We start from the raw sequence: 25,590 nt of genomic DNA, 5'->3' as shown, positions 1-25,590 counted from the left end.
CATATGAAAGTAGTCGTATTTAACAAACCTTTTGACGTTTTGTCACAGTTTCGCGAAGATGAAAAACATTTAACAGTTTCAAGTTTTATTAAAGATCCTGAACTTCGTATCGCAGGACGTTTAGATTTAGACTCTGAAGGTTTAATGTTTCTTACTGATCATGGTGGTTTAAACCAGTTCATCACCCATCCTGATAATAAGAAATATAAAACGTATCTTGCTCAAGTTGATGGTGATGTCACAGAAGAAGCAATCGAAAAACTGCAAAAGGGTGTTGAACTTGCAGATGGTATGACCTTACCTGCCAAAGCACGTAAAGTCGATCAACCTGAATGGCTATGGGAACGTAACCCACCTGTACGTTATCGTGCCAATATTCCAACGACGTGGATTGAACTACAAATCTGCGAAGGTCGTAACCGCCAAGTGCGTCGTATGACTGCTGCTGTGGGATTCCCGACTTTACGTCTGATTCGTACTCAAATTGGTAGCATTGATCTGGTCAAACTGGGCTTACAACCAGGTGAACAACTCGAAATCGAACCTTTACTTTATCCTGATTTTAAAGATGTTCCTGCCGATAAGCCTTATGAAGGTCGCTCTTTCGCGAAAAAATCGAATAATAAACCGCATTTCTCTCGTGCCAAAGATAAAGCACGTGAAGAACGAGGTGAAAAACCATTTAAAGGCAAGAAAAAAGCTGGTGGTGGTACAACCCGTATCTGGCAAACTGATGATGCAGATAAACCGCGTCGTAAGACCAATGGAACAACGCGTCCAAATACCAAAGCACCACGCGGACGTGGTCGTAATGGTCGTTAAGATTTAATAATATTAAAGCCCACGAAAGTGGGCTTTAATATTATTAAGGTTATAAAATGCTTAGAAAAATACGATATCAAATACTTAGACTACTTATTTCTAATTACTTACCATTTCTACTTATTTCAATTTTTTTATTAATAAATCTACTATACCTATGGTTTGGAAACTTATTAATAAAAATAGAAAATCAAAATAACATCGCTCCTATTACCTCATTATTAGGTAGCGCAGCCACAGTCTTTGCAGCAATAACAGCTGCAGTTTTAATTCTTAACTGGAAAACACAACACAACTTATCTTTAATTTCAAAATTAATAAATCAATGATATATGGGATTTACATGGGCAATTTACATCTAAAAGCTATGTTCTAACTTATACATTTTCAATAGAAACAAGAGAGTCAGAATATAAAGTGGCCTATACAAAACTGATTGAAATAGTAGTTCCGTTATGCTCAAAAGCACAGCAACTACAAATTTTACTTGAAGGGCAAATTGATGAAAAAAATTGGGAACTTATACAAGAATATTTAAACTATCTAGAAATGTTCTACCCTTGGTCAGCCGTAGAATTTCTAGAGTTTAGAGATGGTCGACATGATTTTCATGCGGAGTTTAAATATGCGAACTCTGTTGTAATGAATGTTTGTAGAAAATACATATTTTTATAATAAAAAAAGCCGATGTTTTCACATCGGCTTTTTTACATGACCAATTTAATCATCAGTCATGTTTTAAACATAAAACTTAAAGTGACGCAAGTGTTGTATTAAACGTTTCACTTGGACGCATGACCGCATTTACTTTCGCTGGATCGATTGCATAGTAACCGCCAATGTCCGCAGCTTGACCTTGAACTTGAGCAAGCTCAGCAACGATCTTCTGTTCATTTTCAGCGAGTGCTTTTGCAAGCGGAGCAAACTTCGCTTTTAACTCAGCATCTTCGTCTTGAGCAGCCAATGCTTCAGCCCAGTACAATGCTAAATAGAAGTGACTACCGCGGTTATCAAGCTCCCCTGTACGACGTGATGGAGATTTGTCATTATCCAACAATTTTCCTGTCGCTTGATCAAGTGTCTTGGCAAGCAATTTCGCACGGTCATTACTTTCTTTAATACCAAGCTCTTCTAAAGATACAGCTAACGCAAGGAACTCACCGAGTGAATCCCAACGCAAGTGATTTTCTTCAACTAATTGCTGTACATGTTTCGGTGCTGAACCACCCGCACCTGTTTCGTACATGCCGCCACCTGCCATTAACGGCACGATCGACAACATTTTCGCAGAAGTACCCAATTCCATAATTGGGAACAGGTCTGTTAAATAGTCACGTAAGATGTTACCTGTTACAGAAATCGTATCAAGACCACGCGCTACACGCTCAAGCGTATAACGCATTGCACGCACTTGTGACATGATTTGGATATCAAGACCAACTGTATCGTGATCTTCAAGATATTTTTCAACTTTTTTGATTAATTCATTTTCGTGTGGGCGGTACGGGTCAAGCCAGAAGATTGCAGGCATACCTGAGTTACGTGCACGTGTTACTGCAAGTTTTACCCAATCACGGATTGGTGCGTCTTTCACCTGACACATACGCCAGATATCACCTTCTTCTACATTTTGTGACATCAACACTTCACCTGTGTCGAGATCAGTAATGTTGGCAACACCTGCTTCAGAAATTTCAAAAGTTTTGTCGTGTGAACCGTATTCTTCCGCTTTTTGCGCCATTAAACCAACGTTTGGCACAGTACCCATAGTACGTGGGTCGAAGTTACCATTCCACTTACAGAAATTGATCATTTCTTGGTAAATACGTGCGAATGTAGATTCAGGCATGACTGCTTTACAATCGTAAGGTTTGCCGTCAGCACCCCACATTTTACCGCCACCACGGATCATTGCAGGCATAGAAGCATCTACAATCACGTCATTTGGTGAATGGAAGTTAGTGATGCCTTTAGCAGAATCCACCATTGCAAGTGCAGGACGGTGTTCCTGGCAAGCATGTAAATCTTCGATGATTTCTTCACGAAGTGAAGTTGGTAAGGTTGCGATCTTCTCGTAAAGACCCGCCATACCGTTATTGACGTTGATGCCTAATTCGTCAAACAATTTACCGTGCTTTTCAAAAGCGTCTTTGTAGTAAATTTTCACACAGTGACCGAATACGATCGGGTGTGATACTTTCATCATGGTTGCTTTCACGTGCAATGAGAACAAAATGCCTGCTTCACGACAGTCTTCGAGTTCTTTCTCGTAGAAGTCACATAGTGCTTTTTTGCTCATAAACATTGAGTCAATGATTTCACCATCTTGAAGCGCAACTTTTGGCTTAAGTACGATGGTTTCACCAGACTTGGTGATGAGTTCCATTTTCACATTACGTGCACGGTCTAAAGTCATTGATTTTTCGCCATGGTAGAAGTCACCTTCATCCATGTGAGAAACGTGAGTCTGTGACCACTGCTTCCACTCGCTCATTGAATGCGGGTGTTTTTTAGCATAATTTTTTACCGCAGCTGGTGCGCGACGATCAGAGTTACCTTCACGCAATACTGGGTTTACTGCTGAACCAAGGCATTTACCATAACGCGCCTTGATCTCTTTTTCTTCTTCAGTGGTTGGGTTTTCTGGGTAATCAGGAAGTGCATAGCCCTTCGATTGAAGCTCTTTAATACATGAAACTAACTGAGCAACAGACGCACTGATGTTTGGCAGTTTAATGATATTGGTATCTGGGTCTTGAGTAAGACGACCTAACTCGGCAAGGTTATTAGTTACCTTTTGTTCATCTTTCAGGTAATCTGAAAATTCTGCGAGTACACGCACTGCAACTGAGATGTCACTTTTAACAATCTCAATGCCAGCAGGTTTTGTAAAGGTCTCAATGATCGGTAGCAATGAATAAGTCGCTAATAACGGCGCCTCATCAGTCAGTGTATAAATGATTTTTGACTTTCCACCAGCCATATATAGCCCCTTGTGTTGGATTGAGTTATGGAAAACTGCGCTTGTGGCCCAGCTCCTAGAACCGATTTGCTTGAACAAACTTGAGAGTATCAGCGTTCATCACATGCTAGTCAACGCAATATCCTGTGATAACGACATTTCGATAAAAAATACTACAAAATGATATAATAGTAGCAATCTGGTATGTATATATGAGGCCAAGTTATGTCTTTTCAAATACAAACCACTGTCAACTTTAAATGAATGCACTGAATTGATCATTTAGCAAACAAATACACAAATTGCTAAATATCTAGTCCTATTTTGACAGAGCTTGATGAAAATTACGTTAATTCTTTAGTGGTAAGATCAAACTAAACGCCACACCGTCAGTTCGATTTTCAACCTCAGCGACACCTGCATGTAACTGCATAATTGAGCTCACAATAGCTAAACCCAGACCACCTGTTTGCGCTTTTTGATGTCGACTTTCATCGACCTGATAAAACCGGTCAAATAAATAAGGCAAATGCTTTTCATCTATAAAAACACCTTCAGTCACAAACGTCATGACACAATTTAAATCACGTTGACCAGCATCTACTCTAATCACGCCACCTGTTTGACCATGCAAAATGGCATTACTGATTAAATTCGCAATCGCACGTTGGATTAATGCTTCATTCGCCATGATATTCAGATCATCAACCACATCAAGTTTGAGCGTCATCTGATGCTCTTCAACCAAACAATCAAAATAGTCGATAATATTTTTCATCAGCTGTTTGACATTGACTGGCTTTTTCTCAAGCCCCTGCTCAGCATGTTCAGAACGTGCAATAAACAGCATGCTTTCAATCATTTTGGTGAGCCGCTCATACTCTTCCAAATGCGAATAGAGTAAATTTTCGAGTTCTTCTGTCTTACGCGGTTGTGACAGTAAAATCTGCGTTTGTCCCATTAAATTATTGAGTGGTATTCTCAATTCATGTGCGATATCTTCTGAAAACTGTGCCAGTTTTTGATAATCCTGTTGAATTTTATCGAGCATTTCATTCATTGCATGGCTCAACTGCTGAACCTCAATATTGCTGGATTCAATTTCAATACGATGATTCAGCTTTTGCACATTGATTTTACTGGTCTCTGCAATCAAAGTGCGCATGGAACGGAATAAATAATGCCCCACCATAAATCCTAGAAGACTAGACAACAAAATACCCAGACCACTATAAAACAAGACTTTCCAAAAATATTGGCTCAGTATTTGATTCGCTCCATTCCATTGTTGCCCTGCAATCAATTGATATTGCTTATGATCATATGAAATGGATTGGAATGCGAAGCGTGTGGTCGGATGCTCAATAGTATTATTACGATATTGAATTTTATTTGAATAATTTAGCTCAGGAATTTTGATTTGTAATGGATTAATCGTGATGAGATCTTGTGTTGACTCTTTGACAATAAAAATACTGTCTTCATGTCCCACCATATTTTCATAAAGCTTTGGGTATTTCCCTAAAATCTGAATAGTATGTGCATCGGTCAGAAAAACTTCCATTCGTTTAATCCGAGCAGCCAAGGCTTTATCTTGCTGGCTATAAACCATTTCGCGAAAATTCTGATAAGACAAACCACCGATACTGCTAAAAACCACGCAGGAAATGAGGCTAAAAGCAAAACTTAGGCGGGAAGCCAATGACAGTCTATGCATCATTGCCATCTTTTAAATCAACCTTATAACCCATCCCCCTGACTGTATAAATTAACTTGGGAACGAAATGATCATCAATCTTTGCCCTTAATCGGCGTATCGCAACATCCACCACATTAGTATCCGTATCAAAATTGATATTCCAAACCATTGAAGCAATTTGCGTTCTTGTTAGCACTTCACCACGGTGTTGAATCAATAATTGTAACAACACAAACTCTTTGGCAGTCAGATCAATCTTGGTATCGGCGCGATGTACTTCCCGACTGAGTCGGTTTAAGGTTAAATTCGAGATTTGATAAGTTTCTTGTTCTACATTCGGTACACGGCGTCACAGACTTTTAATCCTTGCCAATAATTCGACATAAGAAAAAGGTTTAATTAAATAATCATCTGCGCCAAGTTCCAAACCCTTTACCCGATCCAAAACATGATCTTTTGCAGTCAGTACTAAAACCGGCATTTTCGAAAAAGTACGTAGCGTTTGCAAAACTTGCCAACCGTCCAATTGTGGCAACATCACATCCAAAATCAACAAATCAAAGGCTTCCCGCTGCAAACGTGACAAAGCCTCTATGCCATCTTTTGCAATGGCACAGGTATAACCAGATTCATTTAATCCTTTCGCTAAGAACTGCGCGATTTTAGATTCATCTTCGACAATTAAAATATGCATCCCATATCTTAACCTGATTTATTCATCGTCAAGATTACAAATCGGTAATCCAATTGTCATCACGCCAAGATTTTTTTCTTCCTACCATGTCTTAAGCAAATAAAGATTTTTATCGCCCAACATTCCGCTATTGATTTTGGAAAATTGAATATGGACAAGCTACTGAGCCGTTTTGCTGTTTCTTCTGTTTTACTGACTGCTGTATCACTGAGCTATGCTCAGGACACAAATAATGCAGGTTATTATCTCTCTGCAAAAGTTGCTGCTGCTCAACTCAAAGCCGACAATATGGAAACCAGCTTACGCCCTGGTATTGGCCAATTTGTCACAGGTCAAGATAAAAAAGATCAAACCAACGCTTCATTAGGTTTTGGCTATGATTTTGGCAATGGCTGGCGTACTGAAGGTGAGTATACCTTTAAAAATAACGCTGAATTTACCAGTGGTTCAACCAACTTTCCAACCAGCCTCAACCATCACAAAGTCGATACACAACGTTTAATGTTGAATGCTTATCGGGATTTTGAAGTCATCAACAACGTAGCGGTGTATGGCAATGTCGGCTTAGGTATTGCCCGCACTAAATCTTCAGGCTGGCAAGGTAATGCATCTCGCCAATACCTTTCCAATACTGAAACACAATTGGTCTATAGCTTAGGTGCAGGTGCAACTTACAAAGCCATTAAAAACTTAAATCTTGATATGGGTTATCGCTATGTTGACTTAGGTAAGGCTGATAGCGGGTTAAACAACTTTGCCAATGCACGTGGTTTACAAGATGAACAAATGAAAGCACACCTATACTCAAGTGAGTTTTATTTAGGTGCAAGATATTCATTCTAAAAAAGAATTAAAAAACATTGATCGATAAACTTAGCCATTAGATGTGGCATCAAAAATCTAATAGAGAAAGCCACTCTACGATTTTAGAAAAATTTCTTTGGAGTCATACAATGTCTAAATTTTTATGTGCTGCAACAGCACTATTCGCAACCAGCACAATTTTTGCAGCCTCTCCAAATCCACTCAGCGTTCATGTGCTTAATTTGGAAAATGGTTTACCTGCTGCCGATGTTATGGTTACTCTGGAAGCACAGCAAAAAGATAAATGGGTGGAAATCAATCAAGCCAAAACAGATCAAAATGGCAGGATTACTGCGCTTTACCCAGTACAACAAGAACTCGCCGCAGGTATTTATAAAGTCACCTTTAAAACAGGCGACTGGTTTAAAGCTCAGAAGCAACCGAGTTTTTTCCCTGAGGTTCCAGTTATTTTCACCGTTGATGGTACCGTCCCCCATTACCATATTCCACTACTTCTCAGCCGCTATGGTTATTCCACCTACCGAGGTAGCTAATAAAAAAGACGCTCATATAGAGCGTCTTTTTTATCGTATCTCTGACTATTTCTTCAACCAACTATCGAGTTTCTTTTGATCTTCAACTTTGAGTTCAACTGTTGTAAGCGAGTTCTCACCTGCTTGCAGTTCAAATTGTAAGAACTCATCGCGACGGAATGCATAAACCGTAAACTTGCCTTGTTGCTTTGCATACTTCACTAAAAGTTTTTCTGATGCTTTGATGCCATCAATCGCGACAATCACATCATTGGCCGATAAACCTGCTTGAGCGGCAGCACTGTCACGACGAAGCTGTTGCACCACCACACCTTCAGCTTTATCAACCACTTTTAAACCGAATGGTAACGCCTTGTCATCTTTGCTGCTAAAACTTAAACCGAACTCAGGGAATAATTGATCCAGCGGTAACTCATCTGTGGTGTTGATCAAATGATTGATTTGCTCAATCCAGTTATCACCTGTCAGTTCATGACATAATTCAAAAATAGTCCGATCGTTGACCTGAATACCATTTTGGGTATTTTCATACAAACGACGCATCAAGGCATCTAAATTAGAACCACGTAAGCGCAAGCCCAAGTCTAGACACAGTGCCACCAAACTGCCTTTGTTATAGTAACTGGTTCCCGCATTATTTGAGTTTTCATCCTGACGATAGAACTTAATCCATGCATCAAAACTAGACTCAGAAACGGATTGAATCAAACGTCCTGGATTTTGCAGATAACGATCAATTTGCGCTTTCAGGAGATCCAAATAAGACTTCTGTGAAATCACGCCACTACGCAATAGAATCAAATCATCGTAATAAGACGTAAAGCCTTCAAAAATCCACAGTAAGCTGGTGTAGGCTTCTTTATGCAAATCATAATTGGCGAAATTTTCAGGACGAATAAATTTCACTAACCATGAGTGAAAATATTCATGGCTGCATAGGCCCAAGAAACGCTGATAGTCTTTAGACGGCTCTTCTGCTTCATTGGCTTGCGGTAAATCATCACGCGGTGTAATTAAACTGGTGCTATTACAGTGCTCTAAACCACCATAACTATTGCCAGTTGCCATGGTCATAAAGGTATAGTTCTGAAATGGCGCTGAACCAAACATGTCGATTTCAGTTTGGCAAATCTTTTTAATATCTGCCTCTAAACGAGCTAAATTGGTGGTGTGCTTGCCAGAAATCACAAACTCATGCGCAATACCGCTGGCTTCAAAACTAAAACGACTTTGATCTGCCAATTCAAATGGACTATCAATCAGTTGGTCATAGTTTTCTGCTTTTAAGGTGAAACGCCCCTTCACTAAGCTTTTTGATGGCAAACCTGTAGCTATTTGGAAATGTTTTAATTCATCAGGTAGGAATAATTCAAGTTCACATGCAGCTTGTTCTTGATCTATCAGCCCTAAACACACACAGGCAGGATTAACATATAAACGTGTCTGATCGACATAGGCACCGCGTACAGACAAATCATAGGCATACACATCATATTCAACCGTAATCAGTTCATGATCGGTATTGAATAAACGCCAACGATTTTTTTCTGTTTTTTTAATGGTCAGTAATCGCCCTGCTTCATCAGATGCTTTCACCGACTCGATATGCTTTGAGAACTCTCGAATCAAATAACTACCAGGAATCCAAGTAGGCAACCAAAGTTCTTGATTGGGATTTGCAAGAAAACGAAGTGTGACATGAATCAGGTGCTGGCGATAATCGTCGAACTCAATTTGATAGTGCAACATAATTTTTAATCATGAAAATAGGAACAATTTCACACAGCTTAGCATTTTTTTACAAAGTCATGCGTAGATGTCGTAATTGTCGGCAAAAGTTGCTGGATTCTTCAACAAAAAAGTCATAGCATTCTTGTCTCGCATTCTAGGCCATCGGATCGGCAATACAAGGTATTCACGTGAAATTTCTCCTCTCCCTCTTTACGTTGTTTAGTCTCGTTTGTGCAAACCTTGCACATGCAAATTTACTCAACATTGCACCCGAAACAGTTGAAGCTCAAGCATGGTCGGTGATTGATGCCCAATCAGGACAAATCATTGCAGAGCACAACAGTCATGTTCAACGCGCGCCAGCCTCTTTAACCAAAATGATGGTGGCTTACATCGCTTTAAAAGAAATTGAAGCGGGTAAATTGCATAAAGCAGACGTATTGACCGCAACACCTGTGGTCAGCACAGTGATGTGGGATGAGTCACAAATGTACCTAAAAGCAGGTGAGCAGATTTCTGTTGATCAACTGTTAGCAGGTCTGATCGTCATGTCTGCCAATGATGCAGCAGTGACCCTTGCTGAAAAAATCTCAGGCAGTGTGCCGCAGTTCGTTGCACGTATGAACCAAGAAGCACAAGCACTTGGCATGAAAGATACACATTTCAGCAACCCTGCTGGTATCACCATGACAGATCACTACTCAACCGCAGCAGATCTCAGCTTACTTGCCAAAGCAATCGTGAAAGAAACACCTGAATATTTGTATTATTCAAAAATGCCAAGTTTTAGCTATAACCAACGCTTCCATCACGCCACTAACCTTGCATTAAAAATGGACCCAACAGCGGATGGTCTAAAAACGGGTTATACCAAAGCAGCAGGTTATAATCTTGCGTTAACAGCAGAGCGTCCGACGTTTAACCCGCATGTTGAAAAACGCCGTTTAATTGTGGTGGTGTTAGGTACACCAAGCGCGGTAAAACGTGCTGAAGTGGCGCATAAGTTAATGAACTTGGCTTATACCTATACCCGCGACGAAGAAGTGATTCCTAAGCAACGATTGATTGCAGAACTTCCTGTGGTTAAATCGACATTGAAAATGTTTAAAGTTGAAACACAGCAGCCAACCATTGTAACCACTTCCTTATATGGTCAAACTGCACCGATTGATTTGAATACTTTTGACTTACTGACTCAACGTATTCATCTGATTGATGCAAACCAACAAGTCAGCACGGTTGAGCCGCTGCAAACCACCAATACACGTATCAATATTGAGCTCAATGAACAGCATTTGACTGCCCCTTTAACCCAAGTGATGAACTTGGCAACAGTGTCAATCTATCAAAACAATCAATTGATTCGTAGCTTGCAGATCGAAAACGATGTGCACATTGAAGAAGCCAATATTTTCCAGAAAATTATGATTTGGTTTTCTAACTTATTTTCATTCTTTTCCACCAATGACACAAAAAACCCAAAACTTTACCCTTTAAATCAAGGATAAAAAAAACCTACTTTTTTTATCAAGATTAACCATACATGATCGAAAAAAGGATGGCATAATCCTGCCATCCTTTCACAAAAATAATTAGGTTAATCATGAGCAAAACCTTACATCATATCGTGATTGTGGGTGGTGGCGCAGGTGGTTTGGAACTTGCGACGCAACTAGGTGAACGTTTTGGTAGACGAAAGAAAGCCCGAATCACCCTAGTCGATCAAAACCTCACGCACATATGGAAGCCTCTCCTGCATGAAATCGCTGCAGGCTCACTCAATCCTCACGAAGAACAAACCAATTATTTTGCTCACGCAGAAAAACATCATTTTGAATTCGTGCTTGGCACCTTGATCGATGTCAATAAAGATCAAAAACAAATTATACTTTCTCCTCCACAGCTTTCTAAAGAACATACCCCACTGACCCAAAATCTCAGCTACGACACACTTGTGCTGGCTGTTGGTTCAGTATCAAACGACTTTGGCACAGAAGGTGTGCGCGAACATTGCCATTTCCTCGATAGCCGCAAACAGGCCGACATCTTCCAACAAGATTTGTTCCATCTTTATATCGAGGCACAAAACCAGCCAACCGAACGGGCTTTAAATATTGGTATTGTTGGTGCAGGTGCAACAGGCGTTGAGCTGGCGGCAGAACTGATTGAAACCACGAAAAACTTTTATCGTTATGGTTTAAAGAAAATTGATCCGAAGCAGGTCAAAATCACTCTCATTGAAGCCTCTGATCGCATCCTCCCTGCGCTGACAGAAAAAACAGCTGCACATAGTGCTAAACAACTCCAGAAAATGGGTATTGAGATTCTGACTCAACATAAAGTACAAAAAGTTGATGAATCTAATGTCTATTTTAGTAATGGCAATGTGCTGCACTCAGATATTACGGTTTGGGCGGCAGGTGTAAAAGCACCGAAAGTCCTAGAATCTTTCACTGATTTTAAACGTGACAAGATTAATCGTTTAATGGTGTATGCAACACTACAAACCTACTCTGACCCAAATGTATTTGCCTTTGGTGATTGTGCCAACTGTCAATTAGATGCACGTCAGCCGCCTCTAGGTCCACGTGCACAAGTCGCTAGTCAGCAAGCCACATTTCTGGTGGATGCAATGGCTGCACGTTTATCGGGTTCTCCTCAACCGATGTTCAGCTTTAGTGAGAAAGGGTCACTGGTGTCATTAAGCCACAATCAAGCTGTGGGAGAATTGTTGGGCGATGTTAGCGTACAAGGCTTTATTGCAAAAACCATGTATGTATCGTTATACCGATTGCATCAAGCCAATATTCATGGTTATACCCAAGCCGGTATGCTGACCATGAAAGATTTCCTAACACGTCGTGTCCGTCCAAAAATTAAACTGTATTGAGTTGAAATTTGATATTTCGTCTCAATATTTAACTAAATCGTTTCAAAAAGTGGAAAATAGTCAACAAAATCTATTTTTCACTTTATGATATACAGCTAAAACTATTGATGACATGGATTCAAAACATGACTGCTATTGCACTTAACCACGTGGTTTCATTCCACTACACTTTAACAAACGCTGAGGGTGAAACACTTGATCAATCTCAAGGTGAACCACTTGCATATTTGCACGGCGCAGGCAACATCATTCCTGGTTTAGAAAATGCACTTACAGGTAAAACTGTAGGCGAAAAATTCACTGTAAACGTTCCAGCTGCTGAAGGTTATGGCGAATACAACCCAGACCTCGTTCAAGAAGTTCCAGCTCAAATGTTCCAAGGTGTGGACAACATCCAACCTGGTATGCAATTCCAAGCTCAAACTGATGATGGCGTTCAAATCGTAACTGTTAAAGCGATTGAAGGTGACAACATCATCGTTGATGCGAACTTCCCACTTGCTGGCCAAGATCTTACTTTTGAAGTAGAAATCGTTGAAATCCGCGATGCTTCTCAAGAAGAATTAGATCACGGTCACGTTCATGGTGCAGGTGGTCACCACCACTAATTCACTTTTGAATTAGATGGAAAAAGCAAAGCTTCGGCTTTGCTTTTTTATTGCTAAGTACTTTTCCAAAATCGAAAAATCGCTTAACGTTGTCTAACTTTCGATTACAATCTACAACTATGTCTCAGACCTATCAACTGATTTGGTTTCGCCAAGATTTAAGAATCCATGATCATGCAGCGCTTTGGCATGCGACTCAAGCAGGCCCGACAGTTGCACTGGTAATTTTGTCTCCTGCACAGTGGCAGCAACACGACGATGCAGCGATTAAAATCGAGTTTTATCTACGTCAATTACAACAACTAAAACAGCACCTTGCAGACCTGAATATTCCCCTTTTGATTCAAACAATTCCATTGTGGAAAGATGTTCCTGACTTTTTTTCACTTTTGATCCAAAAGTTTAACATTGAAAATATATATGCCAATATCGAACTTGGCATCAATGAACTCAAACGAGATCAGACCGTACAGCAGCAAATAAATCAACATAATAAAGAATTGATCCTTTTGCATGATCGAACTTTATTTCCAGTTGCCTCTATTCGCAATCAATCTAACTCTCCCTATCAGGTTTTTGGTGCATTTAAGAAAACCTGCTATCAACGTTTACAGCACGGTTTACCACAATGTTATCCTCCCCCAAAGGAACAGCAACCTCTGTCGCTTGATATATCAGCCTTTCAACAAGATGATATTCAAGAATTACAGCGTGACTATATAAAAAAAATCCAATATTCCAACTTTACCGAATGGCAAGTCGGAGAAACACATGCTCTCATGCTCTTAGATCAATTTATTGATGAACGCTTAACTGGCTACAAAACAGCACGAGATTTACCTGCGATATCAGGCACTAGCCAACTTTCAGCCTATTTAAATATTGGCATTATTTCCATTCGTCAATGCCTGCAAGCACTATTTAGGCAACAACAGGGACATTTTGAGATTCAGTCCGAAGGTCAACAAACATGGCTGGATGAACTTCTGTGGCGTGAGTTTTATCAACACATCTTGTTTGATTTCCCCAAAGTCTCCAAGCATCATCCCTTCCAATCTCACACCCAAAAGATCTGCTGGCGTGAAGATCCAATTGCATTAGAAAAATGGCAGCAAGGACAAACAGGTATCCCCATTATTGATGCTGGTATGCGGCAAATGTTAGCCACTGGTTGGATGCATAATCGGGTACGTATGATCTGTGCCATGTTCTTAAGCAAGAACCTACTCATCGACTGGCGTAAAGGTGAGCAATGGTTTATGCAGCACCTAATTGATGGTGACTTGGCTGCCAATAATGGTGGATGGCAATGGTGTGCATCTACAGGGACGGATGCTGTTCCTTATTTCCGTGTGTTTAATCCAACGACTCAATCACAAAAGTTTGATCCTGAAGGTGAATATATCCGTAAATGGGTTCCAGAGCTGGCCCATCTCAATAACAAAATGATTCATGAGCCTTATGCTAGAAATCAGCCGCTAACACTGGATTATCCTGAGCCGATGGTGGATTTAAAGGCCAGTCGTCTGCGTGCAATCGACGCTTTCAAATCTCATTAACAGAGCTTACAGAAATGAAATAAACCTCTAAAATAGGATACTTTTTATTCTTTTGAAATACAGACTATACTGTATGTTACTGTTTATAAAATTATTTTACAAAGCAAACAACAGAAAAGCTGTCGTAATAATCGTAAAATAATGCTACCTTGATCACAAAAGACATTTATTAAAACTAAAATTATTATGCAAAAAAATCCAGCTCCAGCACTCGTCTTGTGGATTATTTCCGCTCAAATTTTTATGGGTATCGTCGCATATGAGTGGCTTCCAGCCAGTTATCGCGGTAGTTGGGTGTTTCTGCTCATTCTGTTAATTTCTGGTGCTTTTTTGAATGTCGGAATGGCATTAGTCCTCGGCTTGATTACCTTTGTTGGCGTTGCCGTCTACTTCTTTCTCGATTTGGCCAATCAAACCTATGTGGAACGTCAACTGCTATTATTGTTCGTGCTACCGATTACCCCGATCTTTTTAAGTGCGATACGTCATAATATTCGAAATGCCTTAAAAAGCTTTCGTGCAATCCAAAGTTATGATCGTAATTATCAACACGATATCTTACCGCTGACCGCCTTAAAACATTTCCAAGCTGAATTAAAAAAGTTGTTACAACTCACGCATAAAGATCACTATAAAATCATTACGACCCATATCAACAACACTGTACTGATTCGTGAAATGTTGGGCGAAGATATCTGGAAAGAAACCCAAAATAAAATTATGGCGATTCTTTCAAATGAGAGAAATAGTGTGATTTACCATTTTATTAATGAAGAACTCAGTGAAATTAAAAGTATTGTCATTCACGAACCTAGCATTGATGAACAGCAGATCTATCCACACTTCATTCAAGATCTTCAAGAACTCACTGTACTCAAACTGCATATTGAGCAACATACTGAATACTTAACACCTTCCAGTCGAGAGGTGCACTAATGTCCGTATTACTCAATATCTGTGGTGTTCTGGTCGCAACAAGTAACATTCCTGATACGACGTTGCAGCAATTCTACCAGCAGTATTATCACTGCAAAATTGAAACTGCAAAAACAGAATTAACTACGCAGACCGAAGCTCCTCAAACCGTTGCACAACTATTTCCACAACCTGCAACATGGTGGCCTGTATTCACTTCAGACCAACTAGATTCTGAAAGTTTTAAGCAATTGATTGAGCAAGGCATCAAACCTGGTGTAATTTTGCCGAACGAATATTTTAGTGCAATTAAATATTATAAAATTAAAAAAGCCGTCAATGAAGGTGCCATTCCTGTCGCCTTCTATCAAATGGCTCATGCAAAGTATTTTGCTGCTAAAGCAACTTTTTCCACCGCGATTGGCTTACGTCCTTTAGCGGCATTGATTGAAACAGGCTGGGATGAAAACCTGATTGCTCAGCCTGCTGGCAGCTACATTATCCGATCAGACAGCCCAACTGAACTACGTATCCCTGCCCGCAAAATTCAACATCATCAACATTATTTCTATCAAGCAATTACCGACCCATCACAAAGTTCAGGTTATCAAGTTGTGATTAACCCGCCATTGGGTATGCCCTTAAATACCATTGAATATCCTAAACTCGGTATCTCATGGGATTTGAATCGTACTCAATTTACCAGTACCACAGACGGTGTTGAAACCAGTTTATTCGGCTATATTCTAATCGGACTGAGTACAGTGGTCATTCCACTCGACTATATCTATTCAGCACATTATCCAAGTTTACTCAGTACGTTCGGAAGTTCTATTTCCTGGATCTCATTATTACTTGGCGGTGGATTACTCCTTATTTTGATTATATCTATCATTCGTAGGAGAAGAATAAATGCCCGCAATTGATATTCTTTTCTTATTTGGTTTTCTTGGGATCTGGATTCCACAAGCCTTTTGGGCATGGTTGAGTTATCAGGCATGGAAATATTCTAAAAATGCAGCAAAGGAACTGGAAAACATGCCAGTTCCTGAACAATGGCCCGTATTAAGTGTCTTGATTCCAGCCTATAACGAAGGTGTAGTGATTGAAGATACTTTGCATGCGATTGCACAACAGGACTATCCTGCACATGCTTATGAAGTTTTACTGATTAATGATGGCTCTAAAGATAATACCTTAGAAATTGCAGAGCGCATGGCTGCCATTTATCCCTGCATTAAAATTGTTAATGTACCGAAAGGTATGGGAGGAAAAGGTAAGTCACGTACACTCAACAACGGTTTACCGCATGCTAAAGGTGAGCTAATCGTGGTCTATGACGCAGATAGTACACCTGAACCTGACTGTGTACGTCTATTAGCCCAAACCTTACTGGCTGATAAAAAATTAGTGGCTGTAAATGGTAAAGTTCGTACCCGTAACTGGCGTGACAGTATTTTGACCCGTTTTATTGCGATTGAATTTATTTTCTTTCAATGGATTTTCCAAGGTGGTCGCTGGCAACGTTTCGAACTCTCAACCTTAATGGGCACCAATTATGTGATCTGGCGTGATGCTTTAGAAACATTGGGTGGTTTTGATGAAAAGTCTTTGGTTGATGATACCGAGATGAGCTTTCGCATTTTCTTGGGCCAAAGACGGATTAAGTGGGTACCTTATGCTGTCGGCTGGCAACAAGATCCACCTTCTTTAAGTGTATTTGTAAAACAACGCTCTCGCTGGACACAAGGAAATTTCTATGTGACCAGTAAATATTTACCAATTGCACTGCGAAAACCATTCCCGATCGGAATCGAAATTTTTAACAATATCATGTGTTATGTGCTGTTTGTACCCGCACTGATCTGGAGTCACATCACTTTAACTTTAGGCTTATTGGGTATTGCAGGGATTACAGTTCCTGGTCCATTTACTCTACTTTGGGGCCTATCCTTCTGTTTATATGTCGCACAAATGTGGTTCACCTTATCTTTAGAAAGAGCCAAACCTCAACTATATTTCTTCGCTGTCTTATCTTACGTAACGTATTCACAAGTGTTCTTATTTATCGTGTTTAAAGCTGCATATGACATGCTCAAAAATAAGATCCAAGGCAATTCATTACAGTGGTATAAAACTGAGCGTAGCAAGGAGAAAAAATAAATGAAAAATAACCCATTACATCATCATTTTCTAAAAGCAGTAGTTGCAAGCATCGCTCTTTCCTTGCCCGTTTTTTCTGTGGCAGATACCTTGAATACTTGGACGTTCGACAACATCAACACGTCCAATAAATATACAATTGAGCCACACTTCATTTATGTAGGTAAAGGTTCTGAATGGCAAAATATCCGTTTTACCAGTGATTATTCCACCGAACATTTCACAACATTATTGGTAAAATTTGATGACAAGCTGATTTATAATACTACTTTAAACGGAAGTGGCTCGTTAAGCTTTGATATTCCGGCAACCCAAAGTGGCTTTCATCGTCTAGACTTTATTTTGCAGCAGTACTCACCCAATACTTCACCTGCCGTCGACAAAACAACTTTCTGTAGCGAAGATGTCGATCAAGTTACCTATTTAAGTAATTCTAAAATTGACTATATTCGACACAGACCAATTTATCGTTTAAAAGATTTGCCTGATGCTTTATTTAATCCTCAGGTTGTCCGTCCAACTCCTTTTGTCGGTGTATTAAAATACAATCCTGCAAACGTAAATGAAGCAAGCATGTTAGGGCGTCTGATTAGTGCATGGAGTTCAGTCACCCCTATCCAATGGTATGAACAAAATGCTCCGACAGAGCAAACACCAAACTTCTATATTGAAATTACAAAATCAGCTACCCCTTTACCGAAAGGGACTCTCGTCCAAATCAGTACGGCAAATGATATTCCTACCTTACAAATTCAATATGATCAGCCTGAAAAACTAGTCTCTGCGATCAACGGATTGCTCAATCCAAATTATTTACAACAATTAAATACTTCTGCGACCTTTCTTCCAAATAAACTCGAAGCGCCGAATTGGGCTAAGATTAAGCAAATCCATACCCTTGCGGACTTAGGCATTAGTGATTTCCGTTTAAATCAAGCTGAGAAAAATCTATTCTTGAATTTCCCAGCAGTTTGGCAGCCAACTGATATTTTACAGGGGCAAATCGCACTTCGCGTACAAAGTGGTTTATTAGAAGGTTCCAACATTACTACGTGGATTGATGGCGGCTTGGCAGGCAGCTTAAAAACAGCCAACCTAGATTCAGATCCTGTTAACCGTCAGTTTAACTACTTCGCCAAGACCATTTCGAACAATACGACCTTCAGCCTGAAACTTGAAAATTCAGTAATTGTAAACTCGCAGTGCTTACCAACCGCAAAAGGTTCCCTTTGGATTGATACACAAAAATCGACAGTGAAATTGCCACACAAACTAAAAAATGGTGTTGCATCCTTATCAATGACTTTTGCAACGCACCCGACCATTGCTATTGATGGAAATGCAGGTAGCTTGGAAATCGCAATGACCATGAGTCAAGTGGCCAAGAAAATGCTGATGACCAATGATCCAATTCCGTTAAATCTGGTGAAATTAGATCCAAATAAACCTGAACTTTTGAACGTACAGGTCAATCCTAATATTTATCGCCAGCAAGTTCTAATGCATCAAAATACACTTTATGCACCTGCTGCTACCAATGGTTTCTTGGTCAGCTTCCATAATCAACGTTTTGATATCATTACTGATTCAATGCAAGGTGCGCAAAACTTCACAAAACTTTGGGAGAAAATTCAACAGAATATCCCCAATAATGCCAGTAAGATTTTGGTTACAGAAAGCGGACAAGTCTTTATCTTACAAAAAATTATGGTGGGGAACCAAAAAGCACCTCTTGTTAAGCAATCGTCATTCTTTATCTTGGTCGTCACAATCTCTGCTATCATGATTCTTGCAATTTTGCTCTGGTACTGGCGTAAACGACCTAATGCTAAAAATAAGGCTGACTAAATCAACAACGTTAACCACGCTAAGCCTCTCAGCCTTATTCTTGTTAGGAGGTTGTACTCATCAGCTTAAAGCAGATCTACAACCTCCACAGATTGAAGGCATATTTTGGCAACCTGATTTAGCTACCACTCCACCTTCTGGGAATTGGAATCTACTCGGTGTTTCTACTTTTGTTCCACAATGGTCTGTGGTGCAATCCAAGTCTTGGTTTGACCATGAGATCGGATTACAAAAATGGGATAAAAACATCAACCTTAAGCAGATTCAGCAAAAACCATGGGCCCAACATATTCTTCTAGGCTTAGCAGGAGAATATGATGAAAAAACCGCACGTTCCAATGTATTACAACTTGCTGATAATTCTAAAAAAATCATCGAGAATACTCAATTCATTCCACTCAAAGGTTATTATTTCCCTGTCGAGGCAGACCCAACCTGGATCTGTGTGAATGATCTTGCCAAAGCCATCCGTATTTTACCAAAACCTCTTTGGATCAGTATCTATAGTGGAGAACAAGCACCAGAACATTTAGACTCTTGGTTAAAAAGCTGGTTACCCAACCATACAGGCGTATTCTTTCAAGATGGTGTAGGTGTAGGAACGCGCTCCCCACAGCAAGCCCGTATTGTGCTTGAAGATCTTCAAAAAGAATTTGGCAAAGATAATATTATCATTGTATTAGAAGCATTCCGCCCAGTGAAAGGCGGTAAATTCCGCTCCGCCTACCCATGGGAAGTCATAGAACAGCTTAAAGCCTATGAAGGGCAAAAAGTGTATATTTTTGATGGTCCTCACTACATGAACCGTATGACTGTTTATACTGTTGCATTGTGGTACAAGCTGAGATATGGAGCACATACCATTAAAGCTCGTTAAAAGCTCTTATAAAAAACAAGTTCAGTACGAGTGTTGTTATAGTTTTCAGTTCCATCGGCTAAAGCATCTTTGAAATAATGCCCATATAGACGCTCAACTCGCAATTTCACTGGAATATAATTAAATGGCTGCCAAGCAACGCCAGCGCCATATTCAAATAAATTATTGTAATTCTCACCTTCTGAATCCGCTAAGGTATGCAGTTTGCCATAGGCTTGTACTGTTCCTGCCTCACCACGATAAACATTGAAACCCGAACGCAATCTCAAATCAGCAATCACATTATAATCTTCACGCGAGTAACTCGCGATATTGCCATACAAATCAGTAAAGTAATCATTCCATACCGTACGTTGTTCTACAGCAGGATTGGCATACCACTCTTGATAACCTGTAACCCCACCCACCACACTTTCACGGAATTTATCACGATTACGATCGATCAAATCATAGCTTCCCCCGACTTCTAAATAAGCGCGAACAGGAATGGATTGCCAAGGCTGATAGTTTGCGCCGATGCCAACAGTGACTGCATTTTCATCAATAATTTCAGGGCGAACACCACCTTTAGATTTAGTATCACGGTTTAAATTTACAAAACCATAGACTTGCGCCCGTCCGTTATCCAAATTTTTCCCATAACGCATCTTCAATGGAAAAATGAAATCGTCATAACGTGACTCATAAGACGGCGCAAAATAAACATCCTTAAAGGTGGATGGAACAGCTGAACCACTTAAGTTTTGCACGGCTTGTTGCGCTTTTGCTGCAATGTCAGCATCTGTTGATGTCGATAATCCTTTAAAAATAACTAAGGCTTCTTTATCCCGTTTCTGCTGATTCAGCAAATAAGCTTCTTGTAATTTCAATTGATCATCTTGTGGAGCAAGCTGTTCAGCCTTACGTACGCTTTGAAGCGCATCATTTTGTTTATTTAACCGTATCTGCAAATAAGTCAGACTTTTCCAGACCTTAATATCTTTAGGTGTGAGTTGACCTAACTCAATCAAAATTTTCTCGGCCTCTTCGGGTCGGCTTTGTTCAATTTTATAAAATTTATCCCAACGATCATAAATTGGGTTCCCTGGTTTATATGCTGCATCCCCTTCTTTGACAAAATCAGCTTCAGCACTGAATGCATGTTGTATAGGTAAGAAAAGACCCAAGATTAATAGTGTATGACTCAGCAGCTTATTGTTCGAATTGTTCATCGCAGATCTCAACTAGAAATATCAACAATATGGGTCATAAAACGCCAATGTAACCCAAAGTTAAAGTGTTAAATTATTCACATATTATAACCAAATCATCGTTATGCTATCGTTAAAATAAGTTATTTTATAATAGATTAAGTTTATGAATCATCAATAAAATTTTACAAATAACACATGATTTACTACGTTATAAATAATTAAATCCAACCGATCTTAAAGAGTACATTATGTCCTATTCCCAACATGCAGAACCGCATGTCATACAACGTTCAGGCTGGCTACGTGCGGCTGTTTTGGGTGCCAATGATGGCATTATTTCTGTCACCAGTCTGATTATGGGAATGGCTGCAAGCGGTGCAAGCTCTCATACTCTATTGATTACCTGTATTGCAGGACTTATTTCCGGCGCCACATCCATGGCGGCTGGCGAATATATTTCAGTCAAATCTCAAGAAGACATTGAAAAATCTGATCTTCGATTTGAGGCCAGAGAACTGGAAAAAAATCCACATGCAGAACTAAAAGAGCTGACACAAATTTATATTTCACGTGGCTTAAACCCTGAACTGGCACATGAAGTTGCCAAACAATTGACTGAACACGATGCACTCGGTGCACATGCACGAGATGAGATTGGGATCCATGAAAATACCGCTGCGAATCCAGTTCAAGCCGCTTTATCCTCAGCAGCCTCTTTCTCTTGTGGAGCAGCCCTGCCGATGTTGGCCATTTTACTGAGTCCAGGTACTTGGGTAGCACGTTCAGTACTGATTACTGGGATAATTTCACTGGCCTTGCTGGGTGCATTATCCAGTTACTTTGCGCGTACCTCCATGCTCAAAGGCAGTTTACGTATTACTTTATGGGGCGTGCTTGCGATGGCATTTTCGAGTTGGGTCGGCTCACTCTTTAATGTCACACCTATATAGAAAGCTGAATTTTTTAATATAAAAATAACCTCTATATTCAATAAGTAAATAGCGATTATTATTTGCCAGCCTTTTTGTTTTTACGTTAAGGTGGTTAAAAATGGAATGAGTAAAGCATCATGTCAATTTTAGAATTATTAGAAATAAAACATCCGATTTTACTTGCACCGATGGCAGGCGTTTCGACGCCAGAACTTGCCGCAGAAGTTTCTAATCAAGGTGCATTGGGCTCCTTAGGTCTTGGCGCAAATACGCCAGAAGCAGCTAAAGCCCAAATCATAAAGACTCAAGAACTCACCGACAAACCATTTCAAGTTAACTTTTTTTGCCATCAATCTGAACAACTTGACCCCGAAATAGCACAGCACTGGATTGATTATATTCGCCCCCAATTTGAGAAATTTGGTGCAGAAGTACCGACTCAACTGAACTGCATTTATCCAAGTTTTTTGGATAATGATGACTTTCTGAAAGTGGTTCTTGAAACAGCGCCCAAAGCGGTCAGTTTTCATTTTGGCATTCCACATCCACATCAAATTCAAGCGCTAAAAGATGCAGGTATTATCACCATGGTATCTGCGACGAATCTGCTTGAAGCCCAAGCGATTGAAGCGTCAGGTATAGACATCATTATTGCTCAAGGAATTGAAGCCGGCGGACATCGTGGGATTTTCAATCAACACTTTGATGCTGCAATTCAAACCTTTGATCTCGTTCAACTCATCACCCAACATTGCACACTGCCCGTGATTGCAGCTGGCGGTATCATGAATGGCGATCAAGCTAAAGCCGTACTCAAGTTAGGAGCTGCCGCAGTACAACTGGGTACAGCGTTTGTACAATGTAAAAGTTCAAGTGCAAATGCAGCATACCGTAAAGCATTATTTAGCCAAAACATTACTCAAATTAGTGCTAGCCTGTCTGGCCGACCAGCTCGTGGTTTGCTTGGGACATGGCATACACAGATTGACTCACCGAATCGTCCCAAGGTCCCAGCTTACCCTTATACCTATGATTTGGCTAAACAACTCATGTCTGTTGCAAGCGCACAGCATGATTTTAGTTATGGTGCCTTTTGGGCAGGCAGCAATGTCGGGCAAATCAGAGAGCTGGAAGCAGCAGATCTCGTGAACCAACTGGTGCTAGAAATCAAAAGCTACTGAATATTTTGTATAAAAAAACCGACCTATGCTGGTCGGTTTTTTTATTGATCTTATTTAATTGCCTCAAGCAAAGTATGTTGAGCATTATGAGGAGCCTCACCTGCTACAGGTCGTACACGATCCCAAACACCATCTCCCTGTAACAACCACGCTTGTTGATTATCTTTGAGATAATTTAACAAACCTTGCTGATAGATACGCTTTTTCAAAGCCGGGTCTTCAATCGGGAAACAGGCTTCAACACGGTTGAATAGATTACGATCCATCCAGTCCGCACTTGAACCATAAATACGTGGATTACCATTATTACTGAAATAATAAACCCGTGTATGTTCCAAGAAACGCCCAACAATCGAGCGCACACGGATATTTTCAGATAGGTGTGGCAAACCTGGACGTAAACAGCAAATCGAACGAATAATCAGATCCACCTGCACACCTGCTTGTGATGCTTCATACAATTTATTGATTAACTGCACTTCAGTTAGTGCATTTACCTTAATGATAATTTGCGCAGGTTTACCTTCTTTGGCATTGGCAATTTCATCATCAATATAGTTAATGAGTTGTGCATGCAACGTGAATGGCGCATGGAGCAGCTTTTTCGGCTTGGCCATTTTCCCCATGCCCGTTAATTCTTGGAAAATACGATGCACGTCTTCACAGAGGTCTTTATCTGTGGTCATCAAACCATAATCGGTATAAATACGCGCATTGGTTGCATGGTAGTTTCCTGTGCCCAAATGCACATAACGCACCAGTTTATTGTTTTCACGGCGAACCACCAGAATCATTTTGGCATGGGTCTTATAACCCACGATGCCATATACCACCACAGCACCTGCTTCTTGCAATACATTCGCTACTTCGATATTGGATTCTTCATCAAAACGTGCACGAAGCTCAATAACAGCCGTCACCTCTTTACCATTACGAGCAGCTTCGGCAAGTACTTGTACGATTTCCGAATCTGCTCCACTACGGTAAAGTGTTTGCTTAATTGCCAACACTTGCGGATCACGCGCTGCTTCACGCAACAACTGAATCACAGGAGCGAAGGATTCAAATGGATGGTGTAATAAAATATCCTGTTTCTGCATCGCAGCAAAAATACTTTCAGACTTTTTAAATGCTTTTGGAATGACTGGTGTATGGGAGTCATAGCGCAAATGTGGACGTTTAAAATTAGACAATAAACGGGCTAAATTCACTGGTCCATCAACGCGATAGAGCTGCTCTTCGTTTAAATCAAACTCATCCAGTAAGTATTCATAAATATGCTTTGGACAGTTATGTGTCACTTCCAGACGTACTGCACGACCAAAACGACGTGAACTTAATTCACCTTTGAGCGCTTTAGCTAGATCTTCTACATCTTCATTCAAGGCTAAATCCGCATTACGCGTGACACGGAATTGATAACAACCCGTTGCGGTCATGCCTGGGAATAAATCAGAAACATGTTCATGAATGATTGCAGACAACATTACATGATGTTCTTTACCGTCAGTTAACTCATCAGGCAACCGTACTACACGTGGCAATGAGCGTGGCGCAGGTACAACCGCAAGATCAATCTGACGGCCAAACGCATCCTTCCCTTCTAAAGTCACAATAAAGTTTAAGCTTTTGTTGACTAAGCGTGGGAATGGATGTGCAGGATCAAGGCTAATTGGGGTCAGTACAGGTGCAACTTGCTCTTGGAAATATTTTTTAATCCACGCCGATTGTGCAGGGGTTAATTCACCACGGCGTAAGAAGCAAATATCCTCTTCACGCAACTTCGGCAAAATTTGTTCATTAAGAATACGGTATTGACGCTCAATCGCAGCGTGTGTGGTTTTTGAAATTTGATCTAAAACTTGTTTAGGCGTTAATCCATCTGGGGTACGACTTTCATTGCCTAAGGTCAGTTGCTCCATCACCCCTGCAACACGAATTTCAAAGAATTCATCTAGGTTACGTGAAAAAATCAGAAGGAAATTCATCCGTTCTAAAAGGGGGTGAAGTGGATCGACAGCCTGTTCTAGTACACGAAGATGGAAATCGAGAATCGAAAGTTCACGATTAATATAACGATCGTTGTAACTATATTCTATGGGCGCTGTTGTCGTCACTGCAGTATTCATACCGAACCTTGTCGCATTATCATTCATCA

The 25,590-nt window shown here is 40.2% G+C and carries 20 protein-coding genes and 1 pseudogene; 15 read left to right on the top strand and 6 right to left on the bottom strand.

Going from position 1 to position 25,590, the window contains the following annotated elements:
* Positions 1-3 precede the first annotated feature (3 nt).
* Positions 4-822: an rRNA large subunit pseudouridine synthase E gene (locus F909_RS18855; RefSeq protein ID WP_005145081.1), complete on the top strand. Its 819-nt coding sequence runs from the start codon at positions 4-6 to the stop codon at positions 820-822.
* Between the two features lie 417 nt (positions 823-1,239).
* Positions 1,240-1,497 (top strand): hypothetical protein, encoded by a 258-nt coding sequence (locus F909_RS21470; protein WP_005145077.1) that lies wholly within the window; start codon positions 1,240-1,242, stop codon positions 1,495-1,497.
* Between the two features lie 76 nt (positions 1,498-1,573).
* Here the strand turns inward: F909_RS21470 and F909_RS18860 are convergent, their stop codons facing one another.
* From F909_RS18860 to F909_RS0120065, 3 genes and pseudogenes are all read right to left on the bottom strand, one after another.
* Positions 1,574-3,805 (bottom strand): NADP-dependent isocitrate dehydrogenase, encoded by a 2,232-nt coding sequence (locus F909_RS18860; RefSeq protein WP_005145076.1) that lies wholly within the window; start codon positions 3,803-3,805, stop codon positions 1,574-1,576.
* Positions 3,806-4,133: 328 nt separating this feature from the next.
* Positions 4,134-5,510, bottom strand: a complete 1,377-nt coding sequence (locus tag F909_RS18865; RefSeq protein ID WP_005145075.1) for a heavy metal sensor histidine kinase — start codon at positions 5,508-5,510, stop codon at positions 4,134-4,136.
* Positions 5,494-6,177 (bottom strand): annotated as a pseudogene (locus F909_RS0120065) (heavy metal response regulator transcription factor). Before F909_RS0120065 ends, F909_RS18865 begins: the two are co-directional and overlap by 17 nt.
* Before the next feature lie 150 nt (positions 6,178-6,327).
* Here F909_RS0120065 and F909_RS18870 point away from each other — a divergent pair.
* Both F909_RS18870 and uraH read left to right on the top strand, forming a co-directional pair.
* Entirely contained in the window at positions 6,328-7,020 is a 693-nt protein-coding gene (locus F909_RS18870; protein ID WP_005145071.1) for an outer membrane protein, read from the top strand.
* A gap of 110 nt (positions 7,021-7,130) precedes the next feature.
* Entirely contained in the window at positions 7,131-7,535 is a 405-nt protein-coding gene (uraH, locus tag F909_RS18875) for a hydroxyisourate hydrolase (protein ID WP_005145068.1), read from the top strand.
* Positions 7,536-7,580: 45 nt separating this feature from the next.
* Here uraH and F909_RS18880 read toward each other — a convergent pair whose 3' ends face one another.
* On the bottom strand, positions 7,581-9,284 hold the full coding sequence (locus F909_RS18880) for a M61 family metallopeptidase (RefSeq protein ID WP_005145067.1): 1,704 nt from the start codon (positions 9,282-9,284) through the stop codon (positions 7,581-7,583).
* A 170-nt stretch (positions 9,285-9,454) separates the two neighbouring features.
* Between F909_RS18880 and F909_RS18885 the strand changes: the two genes are divergently transcribed.
* The 9 genes from F909_RS18885 (at position 9,455) to F909_RS18925 (ending at position 20,126) form a co-directional block, all read left to right on the top strand.
* The gene (locus tag F909_RS18885; RefSeq protein WP_005145066.1) at positions 9,455-10,774 is read left to right on the top strand and encodes a D-alanyl-D-alanine carboxypeptidase PBP6B; all 1,320 of its coding nucleotides are present in this window, start codon (positions 9,455-9,457) and stop codon (positions 10,772-10,774) included.
* A gap of 95 nt (positions 10,775-10,869) precedes the next feature.
* Positions 10,870-12,156, top strand: a complete 1,287-nt coding sequence (locus tag F909_RS18890) for an NAD(P)/FAD-dependent oxidoreductase (protein WP_005145064.1) — start codon at positions 10,870-10,872, stop codon at positions 12,154-12,156.
* 125 nt (positions 12,157-12,281) lie between these two features.
* Positions 12,282-12,764 (top strand): FKBP-type peptidyl-prolyl cis-trans isomerase, encoded by a 483-nt coding sequence (locus F909_RS18895; RefSeq protein ID WP_004801387.1) that lies wholly within the window; start codon positions 12,282-12,284, stop codon positions 12,762-12,764.
* 119 nt (positions 12,765-12,883) lie between these two features.
* Complete coding sequence (locus F909_RS18900) at positions 12,884-14,323, top strand: cryptochrome/photolyase family protein (RefSeq protein ID WP_005145062.1); 1,440 nt, start codon at positions 12,884-12,886, stop codon at positions 14,321-14,323.
* A gap of 186 nt (positions 14,324-14,509) precedes the next feature.
* The gene (locus F909_RS18905; protein ID WP_005145059.1) at positions 14,510-15,259 is read left to right on the top strand and encodes a hypothetical protein; all 750 of its coding nucleotides are present in this window, start codon (positions 14,510-14,512) and stop codon (positions 15,257-15,259) included.
* Positions 15,259-16,164: a hypothetical protein gene (locus F909_RS18910; RefSeq protein ID WP_005145056.1), complete on the top strand. Its 906-nt coding sequence runs from the start codon at positions 15,259-15,261 to the stop codon at positions 16,162-16,164. The genes F909_RS18905 and F909_RS18910 overlap by 1 nt, the downstream gene beginning before the upstream one ends.
* A complete protein-coding gene (locus F909_RS18915) occupies positions 16,151-17,401 on the top strand; it encodes a glycosyltransferase family 2 protein (protein ID WP_005145054.1) in 1,251 nt (416 codons plus the stop codon). The genes F909_RS18910 and F909_RS18915 overlap by 14 nt, the downstream gene beginning before the upstream one ends.
* Entirely contained in the window at positions 17,402-19,249 is a 1,848-nt protein-coding gene (locus F909_RS18920; RefSeq protein WP_005145051.1) for a hypothetical protein, read from the top strand.
* Positions 19,227-20,126 carry an alpha-amylase family protein gene (locus F909_RS18925; RefSeq protein ID WP_005145050.1) on the top strand — a complete coding sequence of 300 codons (900 nt, stop codon included), beginning with the start codon at positions 19,227-19,229 and terminating at the stop codon, positions 20,124-20,126. The genes F909_RS18920 and F909_RS18925 overlap by 23 nt, the downstream gene beginning before the upstream one ends.
* Here the strand turns inward: F909_RS18925 and F909_RS18930 are convergent.
* Positions 20,123-21,337 (bottom strand): tetratricopeptide repeat protein, encoded by a 1,215-nt coding sequence (locus tag F909_RS18930; protein ID WP_005145048.1) that lies wholly within the window; start codon positions 21,335-21,337, stop codon positions 20,123-20,125. The two genes, F909_RS18925 and F909_RS18930, sit on opposite strands and share 4 nt — an antisense overlap.
* A 230-nt stretch (positions 21,338-21,567) precedes the next feature.
* On the opposite strand from F909_RS18930, the gene F909_RS18935 reads away from it, so the two are divergent.
* Both F909_RS18935 and F909_RS18940 read left to right on the top strand, forming a co-directional pair.
* The gene (locus tag F909_RS18935) at positions 21,568-22,269 is read left to right on the top strand and encodes a VIT1/CCC1 transporter family protein (protein ID WP_005145046.1); all 702 of its coding nucleotides are present in this window, start codon (positions 21,568-21,570) and stop codon (positions 22,267-22,269) included.
* Positions 22,270-22,388: 119 nt separating this feature from the next.
* Positions 22,389-23,432: an NAD(P)H-dependent flavin oxidoreductase gene (locus tag F909_RS18940; protein ID WP_005145043.1), complete on the top strand. Its 1,044-nt coding sequence runs from the start codon at positions 22,389-22,391 to the stop codon at positions 23,430-23,432.
* A gap of 50 nt (positions 23,433-23,482) precedes the next feature.
* Here F909_RS18940 and ppk1 read toward each other — a convergent pair whose 3' ends face one another.
* Complete coding sequence (gene ppk1 / locus F909_RS18945) at positions 23,483-25,561, bottom strand: polyphosphate kinase 1 (protein WP_005145040.1); 2,079 nt, start codon at positions 25,559-25,561, stop codon at positions 23,483-23,485.
* Positions 25,562-25,590 lie beyond the last annotated feature (29 nt).

The sequence above is a fragment of the Acinetobacter sp. ANC 3929 genome, from assembly GCF_000369405.1.
In the GTDB taxonomy this organism is placed as follows: Bacteria; Pseudomonadota; Gammaproteobacteria; order Pseudomonadales; family Moraxellaceae; genus Acinetobacter.
This window is presented reverse-complemented; position numbering and strand designations above follow the sequence as displayed.